Origin of the sequence: Arthrobacter sp. FW306-05-C (assembly GCF_021801725.1) — a bacterium.
Classification (GTDB): domain Bacteria; phylum Actinomycetota; class Actinomycetes; order Actinomycetales; family Micrococcaceae; genus Arthrobacter.
The window spans coordinates 2,708,942-2,725,437 of record NZ_CP084556.1 but is presented as its reverse complement, the minus strand read 5'-3'; the positions used below and the strand labels follow the sequence as shown (position 1 = coordinate 2,725,437).

18 protein-coding genes are annotated in these 16,496 nt (G+C 63.9%); 16 read left to right on the top strand and 2 right to left on the bottom strand.

Annotation, left to right across the window (positions count from 1 at the left end):
• Positions 1–250: 250 nt before the first annotated feature.
• The 14 genes from LFT44_RS12620 to LFT44_RS12555 all read left to right on the top strand — a co-directional run bounded on the left by LFT44_RS12620 (position 251) and on the right by LFT44_RS12555 (position 13,803).
• Positions 251–1,363, top strand: coding sequence for an MraY family glycosyltransferase (locus LFT44_RS12620; protein WP_236798776.1), 1,113 nt, complete (start codon positions 251–253; stop codon positions 1,361–1,363).
• A 111-nt stretch (positions 1,364–1,474) separates the two neighbouring features.
• Positions 1,475–1,957, top strand: coding sequence for a hypothetical protein (locus tag LFT44_RS12615; protein ID WP_236798774.1), 483 nt, complete (start codon positions 1,475–1,477; stop codon positions 1,955–1,957).
• The gene (locus LFT44_RS12610) at positions 1,950–2,288 is read left to right on the top strand and encodes an AtpZ/AtpI family protein (RefSeq protein WP_236798772.1); all 339 of its coding nucleotides are present in this window, start codon (positions 1,950–1,952) and stop codon (positions 2,286–2,288) included. The genes LFT44_RS12615 and LFT44_RS12610 overlap by 8 nt, the downstream gene beginning before the upstream one ends.
• A gap of 81 nt (positions 2,289–2,369) precedes the next feature.
• Complete coding sequence (atpB, locus tag LFT44_RS12605; RefSeq protein WP_236798771.1) at positions 2,370–3,170, top strand: F0F1 ATP synthase subunit A; 801 nt, start codon at positions 2,370–2,372, stop codon at positions 3,168–3,170.
• A 111-nt stretch (positions 3,171–3,281) separates the two neighbouring features.
• Positions 3,282–3,500 (top strand): ATP synthase F0 subunit C, encoded by a 219-nt coding sequence (gene atpE / locus LFT44_RS12600; protein WP_003804776.1) that lies wholly within the window; start codon positions 3,282–3,284, stop codon positions 3,498–3,500.
• 54 nt (positions 3,501–3,554) lie between these two features.
• Complete coding sequence (locus tag LFT44_RS12595; protein ID WP_142133430.1) at positions 3,555–4,106, top strand: F0F1 ATP synthase subunit B; 552 nt, start codon at positions 3,555–3,557, stop codon at positions 4,104–4,106.
• On the top strand, positions 4,106–4,933 hold the full coding sequence (locus LFT44_RS12590; RefSeq protein WP_236798769.1) for a F0F1 ATP synthase subunit delta: 828 nt from the start codon (positions 4,106–4,108) through the stop codon (positions 4,931–4,933). The genes LFT44_RS12595 and LFT44_RS12590 overlap by 1 nt, the downstream gene beginning before the upstream one ends.
• A gap of 78 nt (positions 4,934–5,011) precedes the next feature.
• Complete coding sequence (atpA, locus tag LFT44_RS12585; protein ID WP_018768403.1) at positions 5,012–6,649, top strand: F0F1 ATP synthase subunit alpha; 1,638 nt, start codon at positions 5,012–5,014, stop codon at positions 6,647–6,649.
• A 72-nt stretch (positions 6,650–6,721) separates the two neighbouring features.
• Positions 6,722–7,612: a F0F1 ATP synthase subunit gamma gene (locus tag LFT44_RS12580; protein WP_236798768.1), complete on the top strand. Its 891-nt coding sequence runs from the start codon at positions 6,722–6,724 to the stop codon at positions 7,610–7,612.
• A gap of 83 nt (positions 7,613–7,695) precedes the next feature.
• The gene (gene atpD, locus LFT44_RS12575; protein WP_236798766.1) at positions 7,696–9,150 is read left to right on the top strand and encodes a F0F1 ATP synthase subunit beta; all 1,455 of its coding nucleotides are present in this window, start codon (positions 7,696–7,698) and stop codon (positions 9,148–9,150) included.
• Between the two features lies 1 nt (position 9,151).
• Positions 9,152–9,436 (top strand): F0F1 ATP synthase subunit epsilon, encoded by a 285-nt coding sequence (locus LFT44_RS12570; protein ID WP_018760117.1) that lies wholly within the window; start codon positions 9,152–9,154, stop codon positions 9,434–9,436.
• A 10-nt stretch (positions 9,437–9,446) separates the two neighbouring features.
• Entirely contained in the window at positions 9,447–9,878 is a 432-nt protein-coding gene (locus LFT44_RS12565) for a DUF2550 domain-containing protein (protein ID WP_236798765.1), read from the top strand.
• Between the two features lie 5 nt (positions 9,879–9,883).
• Positions 9,884–11,212: an alpha/beta hydrolase gene (locus LFT44_RS12560; RefSeq protein ID WP_236798763.1), complete on the top strand. Its 1,329-nt coding sequence runs from the start codon at positions 9,884–9,886 to the stop codon at positions 11,210–11,212.
• A 32-nt stretch (positions 11,213–11,244) separates the two neighbouring features.
• The gene (locus LFT44_RS12555) at positions 11,245–13,803 is read left to right on the top strand and encodes a bifunctional lysylphosphatidylglycerol flippase/synthetase MprF (RefSeq protein WP_236802890.1); all 2,559 of its coding nucleotides are present in this window, start codon (positions 11,245–11,247) and stop codon (positions 13,801–13,803) included.
• 157 nt (positions 13,804–13,960) lie between these two features.
• Here the strand turns inward: LFT44_RS12555 and LFT44_RS12550 are convergent, their stop codons facing one another.
• Both LFT44_RS12550 and nucS read right to left on the bottom strand, forming a co-directional pair.
• Complete coding sequence (locus LFT44_RS12550) at positions 13,961–14,164, bottom strand: cold-shock protein (RefSeq protein ID WP_003804766.1); 204 nt, start codon at positions 14,162–14,164, stop codon at positions 13,961–13,963.
• A gap of 307 nt (positions 14,165–14,471) precedes the next feature.
• On the bottom strand, positions 14,472–15,167 hold the full coding sequence (nucS, locus tag LFT44_RS12545) for an endonuclease NucS (RefSeq protein WP_236798762.1): 696 nt from the start codon (positions 15,165–15,167) through the stop codon (positions 14,472–14,474).
• 105 nt (positions 15,168–15,272) lie between these two features.
• Here nucS and LFT44_RS12540 point away from each other — a divergent pair, with 105 nt between their 5' ends.
• Together LFT44_RS12540 and LFT44_RS12535 are read left to right on the top strand one after the other, a co-directional pair.
• Positions 15,273–15,626 (top strand): ATP/GTP-binding protein, encoded by a 354-nt coding sequence (locus tag LFT44_RS12540; protein WP_236798761.1) that lies wholly within the window; start codon positions 15,273–15,275, stop codon positions 15,624–15,626.
• A 46-nt stretch (positions 15,627–15,672) separates the two neighbouring features.
• Positions 15,673–16,470 (top strand): alpha/beta hydrolase, encoded by a 798-nt coding sequence (locus LFT44_RS12535; RefSeq protein ID WP_236798760.1) that lies wholly within the window; start codon positions 15,673–15,675, stop codon positions 16,468–16,470.
• Positions 16,471–16,496: the final 26 nt, after the last annotated feature.

Below are 16,496 nucleotides of genomic sequence, written 5' to 3'. Positions count from 1 at the left end.
CTGTTGTGCGCCCGTGTGGCGCGGAGCCATGGTGCCGGTGGCACTAGTATCTTTGACTAGAGTCCACTGTAATACAGCCCTGTAAGGCGCTGCGCGTAAGTCTGGCGCACTGCCTGCTGCGCGCTCGGCGACGGAGAAGTTTCATTTATCGAAGAACAGATTCCCGGCCAATGAGCCCTTCCACCACGGACCGGCTGCCGGCACAGCTGAACGGCTTCGACACCATTACTCCCCAGACGGTGCCTGCCCCATGATCATGTACCTGCTTATGGGGCTGACGGCTGCCATCGTGTCCTACGCTGCCACGTGGGGCGCCCGGGTGGTGGGCCACAGGCTCGAGCTGCACCTTCCCATCCGCAGCCGGGACATGCACTCCATCCCCGTTTCCAGGCTGGGCGGTGTTGCGATCTTCCTGGGGATCATGGTGGCGCTGGTCGTGGCCAGCCAGTCTTTCTTCGTCAAAGACATCTACCGGAACAATTTCTCACCCTGGGGGGTCCTGGCCGGCGCAGCCGTTATCGTCCTGGTGGGCGTGGCGGACGACCTGCTGGACATCCGGTGGTGGGTCAAGCTGATCGGGCAAAGCGCAGCCGGCCTGACAGTGGCCCTCTTGGGGGTCCGAATGACCATCATCCCCTGGATTCCAGAGCCCATCTACCTGCAAAACGAAACGCTCCGGGTGGTGCTGACAGCGGGGCTGATCGTCACCACCATGAATGCCTTCAACTTCATCGACGGACTGGACGGCCTCGCCGCCGGGGTGGCCATTATCGGCGGCACGGCTTTCTTCTTCACCGCCTACTGGGTGCACCGTAATGCGGTGCTGCTGGACTACTCGGATCTGGCGACCCTCATCACGGCCGTGCTGGTAGGCGGCTGCCTGGGATTCCTGCCGCACAACTGGTTTCCGTCGAAGATCTTCATGGGTGATTCCGGCGCCATGCTGATCGGACTGCTCATGGCTTCGGCCGGTGTGGTGTCCACGGGGCAGATCTCCTCGGGCCTCTACGACCGCGCGAACGGCATCTCGACGGTGATCCCCATCCTGCTTCCGTTCGCCGTCCTGTTCCTTCCGCTGCTGGACCTGGGACTGGCCGTGGTGCGCCGGACGGCCCGTGGACGTTCCCCGTGGTCGGCGGACCGCGGCCACCTGCACCACAAGCTCCTGGACATCGGCTACTCCCACCGCACCGCCGTGATCCTGATGTACCTGTGGACGGCAGTGCTCTCCTTCGGTGGCCTGGCGTTCGCAATCTTCCCCTGGCAGATCGTGCTTGCGGTCGACATCTTTGCCACGCTGGTCATGGGACTGGTCACCGCGTGGCCCTACCTGGCGCGGGGAAACGGGGAAACCAGGGCGTAACGCCGGTTCTGAATTATTTCTATCTCGTGTAGAATTTAGGGGCAGCCCAAGCTGCCACTCCACCCCCTGCCTCCTGGCGTTTTGCCATGTGGTGCCGACGATTGGGATCGAATGACCTCCAACGCCGAGTCCGGACCTGCCTCCGGCAATGGTCCCGTTGGCGCCTCCGGTCCCACGCCTTCACTGTGGCTGAACCTGCTCAAGCGCAGTTCCATCGCCGCGGCGGCGGGACTTGTGCTGTGTGCCATCCCGGCCGCCCTCCTGAACGGGTTCACCGGCGCCGTGTCGAGCGTCCTCGGTGGCCTGCTGGTGATGCTGTTCTTTGGCATCAGCCTGCTGGTGGGGCATTTCGTGGGACGCCGCAACCCGTCGGGGGCGATCGGCATGTTCGTCGCCACCTACTTCATCAAGGTAGTGGGCTTTGCCGTGGTCCTGTTTGCCATCGGTGCTCCGGAATGGCTCCACGGCCGATGGTTCATCATCGGCGCGGTGGTTGCCGTCGTCCTTTGGCAGGCTGCAGAGATCCATGGCTTCAGCCGCGCCCGCCTCCAGATCTACAACGATCCAGAAGACAGCGGAGCAACCGATGAGTGACCCGAAGAAGTCCGCGGGCGCTGCCCACGGCAAACGTGGATCCAACAGCTCCGCGCCCGCTGCTTCCGACGCTTCCAACGATGGCGGCTACAACGCTGGAATGGCTGTATTCAGCTACATCATTGGCGGAATCATCGTCTGGAGTTTGATAGGGTGGGGACTGGATTATCTGTGGGGAACGCGCTGGATCGTGCTCGCAGGCGCTCTGCTTGGAGCCGTCGGAGGTTTCTACCTTTCCCACATGCACGGCCTCACCAGTTCCCGCAAAAATGCTGATGAGCGCCATGCTTCCAGCGCACCGTCCCAGGACGGAGAAGATAATGCCAAATAATTTCACAGGGGGAACAGCAGGCTGTCAGGCTGCCGGACCCCGCCCAACGCCCAATGATGGACACTGCAGAGAGGAAACGCGTTGATCGCGCTTGCGCTCCCGGCCCAAGATTCAGGAGAGTTCACTCCTCCTGGTATTAACGAAATGCATTTGCCGGCAATCCTGCCGTGGGGTGCCGCAGAAGGATTCTCCAAGCAGATGCTGCTGGTCCTCCTCTCTGTCGTCTTTATCGCCGTCTTCTTCGTGCTGGCCGCACGCAAGCAGCAGCTGGTACCCGGCAAGCTCCAGTTCGCCGGCGAGGCCGCCTACGGCTTCGTCCGCAACGGCATTGCCAAGGACATCATCGGCGGCAGGGACTTCATCAAGTACGTCCCGCTGCTCTTCAGCCTGTTTTTCTTCATCCTGGTCAACAACATCTACGGTGCCATCCCGGTGTTCCAGCTCCCCACGTTCTCGCACGTGGGTGGAGCGTACGTGCTCGCCGGCCTGGTCTACATCACCTGGATCGCCATCGGCGTCAAGAAGAACGGCCTGCGCTACTTCAAGCTGGCCACCGTCCCCTCGGGGGTACCGTGGTACATCCTGCCGATCGTCATCCCCATTGAGATCATCTCCAACTTCGTCGTCCGGCCGGTCACCCACAGCCTCCGTCTGTTCGCCACGATGCTCGCAGGCCACCTCATCGTGATGATCGCCGGCTCCGGCATCGAGTACCTGATCATGCAGGAGAACGTCCTGCTGAAGGGCACCTCGGTCCTGGTCCTCGCCGGTGCCATCGCCATGTACATGCTCGAGGCCCTGATCATGGTCCTGCAGGCCTACGTCTTCACGCTGCTGACCGCGATTTACATCGAAGGCGCGCTGCACGCCGACAGCCACTAGGCACCCCGCCGGGGGAGCCATGCTCCGCCGGCACACCACAGTCTTCCCCTCGCGGGGATGAAGCAACCCAAACAACCTGCCGCACAAAGCGGCATCTTGAAAGGAAAAAAAATGGAAGGCTCCATCAACGGCTCCCTCAACCTCATCGGCTATGGCCTCTCGGCTATCGGCGGTGGTATCGGTGTGGGTCTCGTGTTCGCTGCCTACATCAACGGCGTCGCACGCCAGCCGGAAGCCCAGCGCGTCCTGCAGCCGATCGCATTCCTTGGCCTGGCGCTGACCGAAGCACTCGCCATCCTGGGCCTGGTCTTCGCTTTCGTTCTCAAGTAAACCTTCAGAACCTCAGCGAACATTCAGAACCGAGTAGATAAGGACGGGTGAAATATGCATCAGCTGATCATCTCAGCCGCCGCTGAAGGCGACGTCAACCCCCTTGTTCCCAATGCCTGGGAAATGCTGGTTGTCTTCGTGGGCTTTGCCATCCTCTTCTTCATCGTGGTCAAGTATGTTGTCCCGATGTTCGAGAAGACCTTTGCAGAGCGTGCCGAGGCCATTGAAGGCGGCATCGCCAAGGCTGAAAAGGCCCAGGCTGAGGCGTCTGCTGCACTCGAAGAGTACAAGCAGCAGCTGACCGACGCCCGCACCGAAGCCAACCGCATCCGTGAGGAAGCCCGCGCCGAAGGTGCCCAGATCCTCGCGGATCTCAAGGAGAAGGCGGCAGCAGAGTCTGCCCGCATCACGGCACAGGCTCACGCGCAGATCGAATCCGAGCGCCAGGCGGCCGTTGTGTCCCTGCGCTCTGAGGTTGGCACCCTGGCCACCACCCTTGCCGGCCGCATCGTGGGCGAGTCCCTCGACGACGACGCACGCGCAGCGCGGGTAGTGGACCGCTTCCTGGCAGATCTGGAGTCCCAGAACGCAGGTGCAGCAAAGTAATGGCAGGCGTATCGAGCGAATCGCTGGCAACAGCGCTGGCAGAGTTGGAAGCAAAGCTTCCGACTGCGTCGCTGCAGCTGGCAAAGGAACTCTTCGGAATTCTGGGAATGGTGGACAGCTCGGCTGGCTTGCGCCGCGCCCTGACTGACCCGTCCCGCAACGGTGACGAAAAGTCGGCGCTGGTCAAGCAGCTGGTTGGCGGAAAAGTCTCCGCTGATGCTGCAGACATCGCAGGCGGACTGGCCAGCCTACGCTGGGCCAACGCACGTGATATCGGCGATGCACTCGAGACTCTTGCCGCAACGGTGGTCATTTCCGTTGCTGAAAACAAGTCGGCCGTTTCTGCCTCCGGAATCACTGGCCTGGAAGAGCTGGAGAACGACCTGTTCTCCTTCAACCAGGCTGTTGCCTCCAGCCACGAGGTACAACGTGCTCTGTCCGAACCACAGGCCAGCAGTGCAGCCAAGGTTGCACTCGCGGAGAAGCTTGTGCCAGGTGCCAGTGAGGAAGCGAAAGTCCTCATTGCCCAGGCTGTGACCCAGCCCCGCGGTATCAAGCCCACCCGGTTGGTGCAGCGGTTCGCTGAATTGGCAGCCAAGCGGCAGCAGCGCTGGATTGCAACGGTCAGCGTAACCCGTCCTTTGACGCAGACACAGCTTGCCCGCTTGCAGGCTGGCCTGAATGCCATGTACGGGCGGGAACTGAAGGTCAACCTCAATGTTGACCCGGCACTCATTGGCGGCATCCGCGTCCAGGTTGGTGACGAAGTGCTTGACGCTTCGGTCCTCACCAAGCTGGGTGAGCTGCAGCGCCAGCTGGCCGGCTAGCCGGACAAGCACAATACAACTGATAGAAACCCCGGTCACCGCTTGCGGTGATCACAAACAGGAGAGCAGGGACTGCAGATGGCCGAATTGACCATCAACGCCGACGACGTCCGTAATGCGCTGAACGAGTTCGCGGCGTCCTACGAACCCGGGAACGCAGAGCGCGTAGAGGTCGGCCGCGTAACCACCGCTAGTGACGGCATCGCCCGTGTTGAGGGTCTTCCCTCGGTCATGGCGAACGAGCTGCTGCGCTTTGAGGACGGCACCCTGGGCCTGGCCCAGAACCTTGACGTCCGCGAAATCGGCGTCATCATCCTCGGCGACTTCACCGGCATCGAAGAAGGCCAGGAAGTCCACCGGACCGGGCAGGTTCTGTCCGTGCCCGTGGGCGATGCCTTCCTTGGCCGCGTTGTCGACCCGCTGGGCGTGCCCATCGACGACCTCGGCGAGATCAAGGCCGAGACCACCCGCGCACTGGAGCTTCAGGCCCCGGGCGTAACCCAGCGCAAGTCGGTCCACGAGCCGATGCAGACCGGCCTCAAGGCCATTGACGCGATGATCCCGATCGGCCGCGGCCAGCGCCAGCTGATCATTGGCGACCGCCAGACCGGCAAGTCCGCCATTGCCATCGACACCATCATCAACCAGAAGGCCAACTGGGCCTCCGGTGACGTGACCAAGCAGGTCCGCTGCATCTACGTTGCCATCGGCCAGAAGGCGTCCACCATCGCCGCCATCCGCCAGACCCTCGAGGACAACGGCGCATTGGAGTACACCACCATCGTGGCTTCTCCCGCCTCTGACCCCGCTGGCTTCAAGTACCTGGCACCGTACGCCGGCTCGGCCATCGGCCAGCACTGGATGTACGGCGGCAAGCACGTCCTCATCGTGTTCGATGACCTGTCCAAGCAGGCCGAAGCCTACCGCGCCGTGTCGCTGCTGCTGCGCCGCCCGCCGGGACGCGAGGCTTACCCGGGCGACGTCTTCTACCTGCACTCCCGCCTGCTGGAGCGTTGTGCCAAGCTCTCCGACGAGCTCGGCGCCGGCTCCATGACCGGACTGCCGCTGATCGAGACCAAGGCGAACGACGTGTCCGCCTACATCCCGACCAACGTCATCTCCATCACGGACGGCCAGATCTTCCTGCAGTCCGACCTCTTCAACGCCAACCAGCGCCCCGCTGTTGACGTGGGTGTCTCGGTGTCCCGCGTTGGCGGTGCCGCTCAGGTGAAGTCCATGAAGAAGGTCTCCGGTACCTTGAAGCTGGACCTGGCCCAGTACCGCGACATGCAGGCGTTCGCGATGTTCGCATCCGACCTGGATGCAGCGTCCCGACAGCAGCTGACCCGTGGTGCCCGCCTGATGGAACTGCTCAAGCAGGGCCAGTACTCGCCGTTCCCGGTCGAGGACCAGGTCGTCTCCATCTGGGCCGGTACCAACGGCTACCTGGACGACGTTCCGGTCGAGGACATCAGCCGCTTCGAGTCTGAGTTCCTTGAGCACCTGCGCCACAAGTCCTCGATCCTCACCACGCTGGCCCAGACCAACGTGCTGGACGATGACACCGTTGCAGCCTTGAAGTCCTCGATTGTGGACTTCAAGAAGGGCTTCTTCGGCGAGGGCGACAACCTGCTGGTCGGTGCCGGGCATGAAGAGCATGCCCCCATCGACGAGGCCCAGGTTGACCAGGAAAAAATCGTCAGGCAGAAGCGCTAGTTCCACTGGCCGAGTGTGCCGGGCCCACGGGTCCGGCACACCCGGTTCACGGAACGCTAGGAAAGGATAAGTATGGGAGCCCAGATCCGGGTCTACCGCCAGAAGATCAGCTCGACCACGTCGATGCGCAAGATCTTCAAGGCGATGGAACTGATCGCTACCTCGCGCATCGGCAAGGCCCGTGCACGTGTAGCAGCTTCACTGCCTTACGCGAACGCGATCACACGCGCCGTTTCTGCTGTCGCCAGCCAGAGCGAGATCGACCACCCGCTGACCACTGAGCCCGAGCAGATCCGCCGTGCCGCCGTCCTGGTAATCACCTCGGACCGCGGCCTTGCCGGCTCCTACTCGGCCAGCGTCCTCAAGCAGGCGGAAGGTCTCATCGAGCTTCTTCACGAAGAGGGCAAGGAAGTCAAGACCTACGTCGTCGGACGCAAGGCACAGGCCTACTTCGATTTCCGGAACCGCGAGTATGCGCGGGTCTGGACCGGAGGGACCGATGCGCCTGAGTTCGCCACGGCACGCGAGATCGGCGAAGCACTGCTGTCGGAATTCGCAACTGAGTTCGAAGAGGGCGGCGTGGAGGAGATCCACGTTGTTTACACCCGCTTCAAGTCCATGGTCACCCAGGAGCCGACGGTCATCCGCCTGCTGCCGCTGGAGGTCGTGGAAGAGCAGGCCGAATCTGAGTCTGACCTTCTGCCGCTGTACGAGTTCGAGCCGGAAGCGGAGCGGGTCCTTGACGCCCTCCTGCCGCGCTACATCGAATCCCGTATCTTCGCGGCCATGTTGCAGGCAGCAGCCTCCGAGCTCGCCGCGCGCCAGCGGGCGATGAAGTCCGCGGGCGACAACGCAACAGACCTGATCAAGAAGTACACGCGTCTGCGCAACACGGCCCGCCAGGCTGAAATCACGCAGGAACTCTCCGAGATTGTTGCCGGTGCCGACGCCCTCGCGTCCTAGCCTCCACTGCCTCGGTTCCCGCGGAACCTGCACCACCACAGATACACTTAACCCCACGCCATCTACTGAATGAAGTGAGAGAGATGACTGCCACTGCTACCGAACACGTAGCCGCAACGTCCGGTGCATCCGGCCGTATTGCGCGCGTAATCGGCCCGGTTGTCGACGTCGAATTTCCGGCTGACGCAATCCCGTCCATTTACAACGCTCTGACAACCGAGATCACCCTCAACGGTGTCACCAAGACCATCACGTTCGAGACCTCCCAGCACCTGGGTGACAACCTCGTTCGCGCCATCTCCCTCCAGGCCACCGACGGACTCGTCCGCGGCACGTCCGTGGTGGACACTGGTGCCCCCATCTCCGTTCCCGTCGGTGACGGCGTCAAGGGCCACATCTTCAACGTCCTGGGACAGCCCCTGGACGTTGCCGAGTCAGAGTTGGAAATCACCGAGCGCTGGCCCATCCACCGCAAGGCTCCCAGCTTCGCTTCGCTCGAAGGTTCCACCGAGATGCTGGAGACCGGCATCAAGGTCATCGACCTCCTCACCCCGTACATCAAGGGTGGAAAGATCGGCCTCTTCGGTGGCGCCGGCGTGGGCAAGACCGTGCTGATCCAGGAAATGATCACCCGTGTTGCGCGCAACTTCGGTGGTACGTCGGTATTCGCCGGTGTTGGCGAGCGTACCCGTGAGGGCAACGACCTCTGGGTTGAAATGGAAGAGGCAGGCGTCCTCAAGGACACCGCCCTTGTGTTCGGCCAGATGGATGAGCCGCCGGGAACGCGCCTGCGCGTGGCCCTGTCCGCGCTGACCATGGCGGAGTACTTCCGCGATGTGCAGAACCAGGACGTGCTGCTCTTCATCGACAACATCTTCCGCTTCACCCAGGCAGGTTCCGAGGTTTCCACCCTCCTCGGCCGCATGCCTTCGGCCGTGGGTTACCAGCCCAACCTTGCGGATGAGATGGGCCTCCTGCAGGAGCGCATCACCTCCACCAAGGGCCACTCGATCACCTCGATGCAGGCCATCTACGTTCCCGCGGATGACTACACCGACCCGGCACCGGCCACCACCTTCGCGCACCTCGATGCGACCACGGAACTCTCCCGTGAAATCGCCTCCCGTGGTCTGTACCCGGCCGTGGACCCGCTGACGTCCACCTCCCGAATCCTGGACCCCCAGTACATCGGCAAGGACCACTACAACACGGCCGTCCGTGTTAAGCAGATCCTGCAGAAGAACAAGGAACTCCAGGACATCATCGCCATCCTCGGTGTCGATGAGCTCTCCGAGGAAGACAAGATCGTCGTGTCGCGTGCACGCCGCATCCAGCAGTTCCTCTCGCAGAACACCTACACCGCCAAGCAGTTCACCGGTGTTGAAGGCTCCACGGTCTCCATCAAGGACACCGTTGAAGGCTTCGCGGCGATCTGCGACGGTGAACTCGACCACATCGCGGAGCAGGCGTTCTTCAACGTCGGTGGCCTTGATGACGTCGAGCGCCAGTGGGCCAAGATCCAGGAACAGACCAAGTAATATGGCTGAGCTTGAGGTTGAGATTGTCGCAGCGGACCACTTCGTGTGGTCCGGAGCGGCCAAGATGGTCAAGGCCCGCACCAGCGATGGTGAAATCGGAATCCTGCCCGGCCACTCGCCCCTGCTGGCGATCCTGGCCGAGGGTGAACTGGCAATCCAGCCGGTGTCCGGAGACCGTATTGCGGTGGACGTCGACGGCGGGTTCTTCTCCGTCGACAACAACCGCGTGGTGATCGTTGCTGACAACGCCCAGTTGGGCGGCTCGGCTACCGCTGGGATCCGCTAGCACGACCTTGATGGACGCACCGGGTATTACGTTCATCGCACTGGCAGTCGTGTTCGGATTGCTTATTTTTGCACTGTGCCTTTCGGGGGTGCGCCGCTTCAACCTGCGGCGTGCCCTCGGCACGGTGGACGCCTCCATTTGCGTAGCTGGAAACAGCTGGCAGATGGGGGTTTGTCGTTATCAGGACAACGACCTTGAATGGTTCAAGCTCATCTCGTTGAGTGTCCGCCCCAAGTACACGTTCAAACGCAGCTCCCTTGAGCTGCTCGGCCGCCGGAAGCCTACTGAAGCGGAGGCGGTGAAGGTACAGCCGGACGTGGTGATCGTCGAACTTCGCTACGAGGGGCAGGACCTGCACCTGGCCATGAAGTTCGACGCCTATACCGGACTGTCATCCTGGCTGGAAGCAGGTCCTGTCATTGGCGTGGGGACCTGGCGCTAGCCAACGTGGACTGGCTTTTAGACATCCGGCTCACCGACGGTCCACTCTATGGAACCGTGCTGGTATTGGGAATGGGCGGCGCCGCCTACCTCCTGGTGCCGCCTTGGCGCGCCGCCATGGTTCCGGTCCATCGCGTCCGGGCGTGGGCGGTCCGTATCCTCACGGCCACAGCAGCCGCATTTGCCCTGGTCGGCACGGTCCACTGGGCGCTCATCAACATCTTCACCATCTTCCCCGAGGACCTGCCCGACCCCGTCCTGCTGTGGCTGGTGCCGGGTGTGGCGGCCCTGCTCCTGTGCCTGCTCCGGCTGCCCAGGACGAGTTGGAGCGGCCGCGGGGGAGGGATCCTCGCTGCGCTGCTGGTGGTGCTGCTCTCGGCGATCCAGATCAACGCCTACTTTGGCCTGAACAGGACCGTCAGTGACCTGCTGGGTACGGCCCTGGCCCGCATTCCCGCGCTGGAGCAGGACCTCATGCGCCATGCCGGGGAACCCGACGGCCTGCCCCTGCGGGGCTGGAAGCCGCAGGGGGAGTTGCCTGCCGGAGGTGTCCTGCGCAAGTCCGCGATCCCCGGAACGTTGTCCGGGATGAACACCCGCGACGCCTACATTTACCTTCCGCCCGCCTACTTCGCAGCCAACCGCCCCGCCCTGCCGGTGCTGGTCCTGGTCGCGGGCCAGCCTGGCGGCCCTGCCGACTGGCTTACCGGCGGCGCCATCCGCGGCCATATGGATTCTTTCGCCGCTGCCCACGGCGGGGTGTCTCCGGTGGTGGTCATCCCCGATCCCAACGGCTCGCAGTCCGCCAACACCATGTGCATGGACAGCCGGATCGCCAAAGCGGACACGTACCTTTCCCAGGACGTTCCACAATGGATCGGTTCCACCCTGGCGGTGGACACCAACCACAGCCACTGGGCCATCGGAGGTTTCTCTTTCGGCGGCACGTGTGCGGTGCAAATGGGGACCAGGCATCCCGACATTTACGCCGACGTGCTGGCTTTCTCCAGCGAAGCGGAACCGGCAATTGCCAAGGAACGGCAGAAGACCATCGACGCGGCGTTCCCGGGGAACCCCGACGAATTCACCCGTCAGACTCCACTGGAGATTATGAAACACCAACGGTTCGAGACCCACGGCATGTACCTCACCGCAGGGCAAAACGATCCGGAGTTCGTGGCCAACCTCCAGACGCTTGCCGCGGCAGCGCAGAATGCCGGCTTTACGGTGCAGGCACACGTGGTGGAACACACCGGCCATTCCTGGGACACCTCATCCAAGCGTTTTGCCGACGCGCTGCAGTTCCTTGGCGACCAGTGGGGGTTGCAGTGGTGACCACCAGGCAACCCAACCGCACGGCCGCCCTGATGTGGGCCTCCGTCGGACGCCCCGCAGTGCAGCAGGTCCTGCGCACGCTGAAGTCCATGCCGTTCACCCTCGGCGTGGTTGTTGCCTTCCTCGCCACCGCTGCCCTGACCGGAAGCTTCCTGGACGGCCCGCCGGAGCAGCTGCTGGGGCTTGCGTCCGTCAGTGGCCCTGGCCTGCGGGGCGGGCAGTGGTGGTCGCTGTTTACCAGCCTCTTCTTCGCCACCAACCCGCTTGCGTACATCACCGCATCGCTGATGATTGTCCTGCTGCTGGGACTCGCCGAACGAAGGCTGGGCCGCCGGGCCGCCGTCGGACTGTTCTTCGGCGGCCAGTTCGCGGCCGTCACCGTGTTCCTCCTGGTGACCCAGTTGGCGGGATATGTGGGTGACGGCTGGTTGGACACCATGGCCGACGACAACCTGATTGGACCCTACGCCCCGGTGCTGACGGCCGGGCTGGCCGCCAGCGCACGGATCACCCTCCTGTGGCAGCGCCGGCTCCGTACGGTGGTGTTGTCCATCTCGCTGCTCCTGGTTCTCTATGTGGGGCACGCAGAGACGGTCATCGGCCTTATCGGCGCGCTCCTTGGCCTGTTGGCCGGTTGGTGGATCCAGGGGGACCAGGGGCGCCTCCACCGCCACCGGTCCACGGGGCGCGAGACCAGGAACCTGCTGGCCCTCACTGTTGCCGTCTTTGCCGTGGGGCCTATACTGACCGGCATCACGCGGGCGCCCACGGGCCCGCTGGCCCTGCTGCGCGACGTCGTGCTCAGCCCGATGCCCACCCTCAGCCAGCTTGTGTTCAACTGCGGCGCCACGGTGGACGCGTCCTGCCTGGAGACCGGAAGGGCAGGATTTGCCGGGCCGTTCGGTTTGGCCCTGGCGGTGGTGCCGGTCATCCTGCTGCTGATCTGCGCGGACGGCATGCGGCGCGGCCGCCGGCTGGCCCTTAACATCGCCCTGGCCATCCAGCTGGCTGTTACCGCGCTGGCCGCCGTCTACCTTGCCTTGTTCGCCCTTGTCCCGTCCCGCCTGCAGGGCACGCATGCCACGCCGCTGTCCTCGGCCTTCGCGCACGTGCTTCCGCTCGTGGTTGTCCCGCTGCTGCTGGCGGTCGTCCTGTGGCTGAACCGGCGGCAGTTCCGCGTGCAGACGCGGCCAGGCGCCCGGCGCGTGCTCGGTGCGGTGGTCTGCGGAACCTGGCTTGCCCTGGCCAGCTCCTACACGGTGGCCTGGTTCTGGTCCGGGGGACTGGCCCGCGACGGCGGTCTGCTGGGTCTTTTCGCCGAGCTGGCCCGGCAGTACGTTCCGGTGCCCATTCCACAACATTTCCGCCGGGTCTTTCCTGAGCAGGACAGCGCTGAGGCGATGCTGTTCGCCTACTCGGGTCCGGTGTTCTGGCTTGTAGCCCTGGTGGCCGTGTGGTGGGTGCTGGTGGGCCGGCACCACGGCCTCAACTTCGGGCGGCAGGACCGGGACCGCGCCCGGGAGCTGCTCCACCGGGGCGGCGGGCCCCTGTCCTGGATGGCACTCTGGGAGCCCAACACCTACTGGTTCAGCCCGGACGGTGCCGGTGCCATGGCGTTCCAGCAGCATGGGACGGTGGCGCTGACCCTGGGCGGCGCCATCGGTGACCGGGCGGCTGAGCAGCGGGTGACCGAGGGGTTCCTGGATTACTGCCGCAGCCAGGCCCTGGTCCCCGCGCTGTATTCCTGCGACGACACCATGTGGCCGATGCTCAGGGAACGCGGGTTTTCCCGCGTGGCCGTTGCCCAGGAGACCCGGCTGGCGCTGAACGAGCTCGAGTTCAAGGGCAAGGAATGGCAGAACGTCCGGACAGCCCTGAACCGCGCCGCCAAGCTGGGGGTCCACGCGGTCTGGGGCTCCTACCACTCGCTGCCGCCGGCGCTGCGGTCGCGGTTGAACGAAGTGTCCGAGGAGTGGGCGGCCACCAAGTCGGTGCCGGAAATGGGCTTCACGCTTGGGGGAGTGGACGAACTTGATGACGAGGAAGTCCTCTGCTGCTTGGCTGTGGACGGTAACGGCACGGTCCACGGCGTGACAAGCTGGTTGCCCGTGTACGACGGCGGGCGGCTGGTCAGCCGGACATTGGACGTCATGCGCCGGGGCAGCGAGGGATTCCCTGGGGTAATGGAATTCCTGATCGCCTCGGCTGTCCTTGAGCTGCGGGATTCCGTGGACGTTATTTCCCTGTCCGGCTCGCCGCTGGCCAGCCGTCCGGACATCGAGCCCGAGACTGGAGCCGCTGCAGAGGATACGGCCGCGGCTAAGGGCCAGGAGGACGCGGGTGCCACCGACGAGGGAGCGCAGAACCTGGTCAGGATCCTGGATCTGGTAGGCCACGCGCTGGAGCCTGTCTACGGCTTCCGTTCCCTGGCGGCCTTCAAGTCCCGGTTCAAGCCGGAGTACCGGGCGCTCTACCTGTATTACCAGGACCCGCTGCACCTGCCCGCCATCGGCCGGGCGCTGACCCGGGCCTACCTCCCCGGCCTATCCCTGGCGCAGGGCGCCCGGCTGGTCCGTAAATTGGTCACCTGACGCCGGATAGGCTGCCAAAATTGTGCCGCTGTAAAGCACCCCGGGAGAAATCCTGCATTTAGGCTGCGTAATTCCGGACAAAACAAAATGGTCCCCGGCGAAAATTGCCGGGGACCATTTGTCGCTGGCGGCCACGGAAAGCGGCCGGGCGGTTTACTTAGACGACAGTTACGCCGGTGGCCTGGGGGCCCTTGGCACCCTGGCCGATTTCGAACTGAACGCGCTGGTTCTCGTCGAGGGTCTTGAAGCCGCCGGTCTGGATTTCGGAGTAGTGAACGAAGACATCGCCATCGGAGTCGTCCGGGGTGATGAAGCCGAAGCCCTTTTCAGCGTTGAACCACTTGACGGTTCCCTGTGCCATTTATTTCTCCTCATTGTGGAACTTTTTAAGACCGGCACACCTCGTGCCGCCCTTGGTCACTCCGCGAGAAGAATCCTGGATTGCCTTCCCCGGGAGGGGTCCGGCGCTGCAGGAGCTTCGCGCTCGCAACATGTCTTGCGAGCATGAAAAACACCTACACAAAGACTGAGATAAGAATTTCATGCCCATTCCCGCAGGTCAACGGCCCGGACAGCAAAAAAGCGAAAATTTAGGTAAAAAACAGGTGACGAAGAGGTCTGGCCTGAACGCAGCCATTTAGGTGCCTGAAGCAACAAAGGAAAGTCGCTTAGAAGAGCCGCGATTCGCTGTCGTCAACTCCGCGCATGGCGTCGTAATCAAGGGTTACGCAGTCGATCCCGCGGTCGTTGGCCAGCACCTTTGCCTGCGGCTTGATCTGCTGGGCCGCAAAGATGCCCCGCACCGGTGCCAGCAGCGGGTCGCGGTTAAGGAGTTCCAGGTACCTCGTGAGCTGCTCCACGCCGTCGATGTCCCCCCGGCGCTTGAGCTCAATGGCCACCGTGGCGCCGTCAGCGTCCCGGGCCAGGATGTCCACGGGACCAATAGCGGTGAAGTACTCGCGCCTGATCAGCGAGTAGCCCTCGCCCAGCGTTTCGATCTGCTCGGCCAGCAGTCGCTGCAGGTCCGCTTCCACGCCGTCCTTGATCAGGCCGGGGTCTACCCCAAGGTCGTGTGAGGACTCACTGATCTTCTCGTGGATGTTGATGATGAGCCGGTCATCGGTCTTGGCCGACTGCACGGTCCACTGCTCCACCACCCCAAGCTCCAGGTCCACCTCGTCAGGGGACGAAACCCGGAGCGTGGCCGGCGGGCTCATCCAGTTCAACGGCTTGTAGGAACCGCCATCGGAGTGCACCAGCACGGAGCCGTCCGCCTTGACCAGCAGGAGCCGGGTGGCGAGGGGGAGATGGGCTTTGAGCCGGCCAACGTAATCAACGGAGCAATGGGCTATGACAAGTCGCACGCCGTACAGACTATCGCGTGGGCTCCGGCAGGTTATGCCCGACGGCGGGACGCGCCTTGGGGGAAGCGGCGCGGGTCAGCGGGCAGGCTGGGGCAGAATGGATACATGCCGCGCTCCAACCGTCCCCGCCGTCCCGTTTCCGGCAGGGCTCCCGTTTCCGGCAAAGGTGCAGGGCGGAAAAGGAACGGGGACGTCCCCGAACTGGACCTGGAGCGTGCGCGGGCCGGAATTGCCCGCCGGGAAAGCGCCCCCGATGGTGAGTGGATGGTGCGGACCATGACTGCCAAAAACGCCGAGAAGACCTACATCTGCCCGGAGTGCTCCACGGCGGTGCTGCCCGGGGTCGCACACCTGGTGGTATGGAAGGACGACCACCTCTTTGGCGCCGCCGCAGGCCTTGCCGAACGCCGGCACTGGCACACCAACTGCTGGCTGACGCGCAGCTACCGCTACCGCTGACCGGCCGGGAACGGCGGATGCCCCCACTGTCGCTAAGCTGGCAGGCATGACTTTTGATCCGGCGTCGTACCAGTTCACCCAGGGCCAGGGCCCCGTTCCCATCCGTGCCTCCACAGTCCTGCCGGCCCGGCGGGAGAACATCGAGCTGCAGACGGAGGACGGCCACACGCTGGTGGGGGAGCTGGCACTGCCTGAATCGGGGCCAGTGAAGGCCACATTGATCACGCTCCACCCGCTGCCGACGCACGGCGGCTTCATGGACTCCCATGTCTACCGCAAGGCCTCATACCGGCTGCCGGCGCTGGCGGGCATCGCCGTTCTGCGCTTCAACACCCGCGGTACCGCCTCTCCGCGCGGCACCAGCAGCGGCGGCTTCGAGGAAGGAATCGGCGAACGCTATGACGTGGAGGCGGCCGTCCGTTTCGCCGTGGAACGGAACCTGCCCAACCGTTGGCTGGTGGGCTGGTCCTTCGGCACCGAACTTGCGCTGATGTACGGCGCCATCGAGCCCGTGGCGCCCCAGATCGAGGGCGCGGTGCTGCTGTCGCCACCGCTGCACCGCGCAACGGACAAGCACCTGCAGCTGTGGGCGGAATCGGGCAAGCCGCTCACGGTCCTGGTACCGGAGCACGACGACTTCCTGCAGCCGTCGGAGGCCACCGCCCGGTTCAGCGTGGTGCCGCAGGCCCGGGTGGTGGGCGTGGCCGGGGCCAAGCACCTGTGGGTGGGGGAGAAGTATGCTGCCAGGGTCCTGAACGACATCGTGGCGCAGGTCACTCCCGTCCAGGCCGACGCGGAACTGCCGCAGGAGTGGGACGGTCCGACGGCGACTGCCGGGGCCTAGCGGTCAAGCCCCGGGCGCAGCGCCAA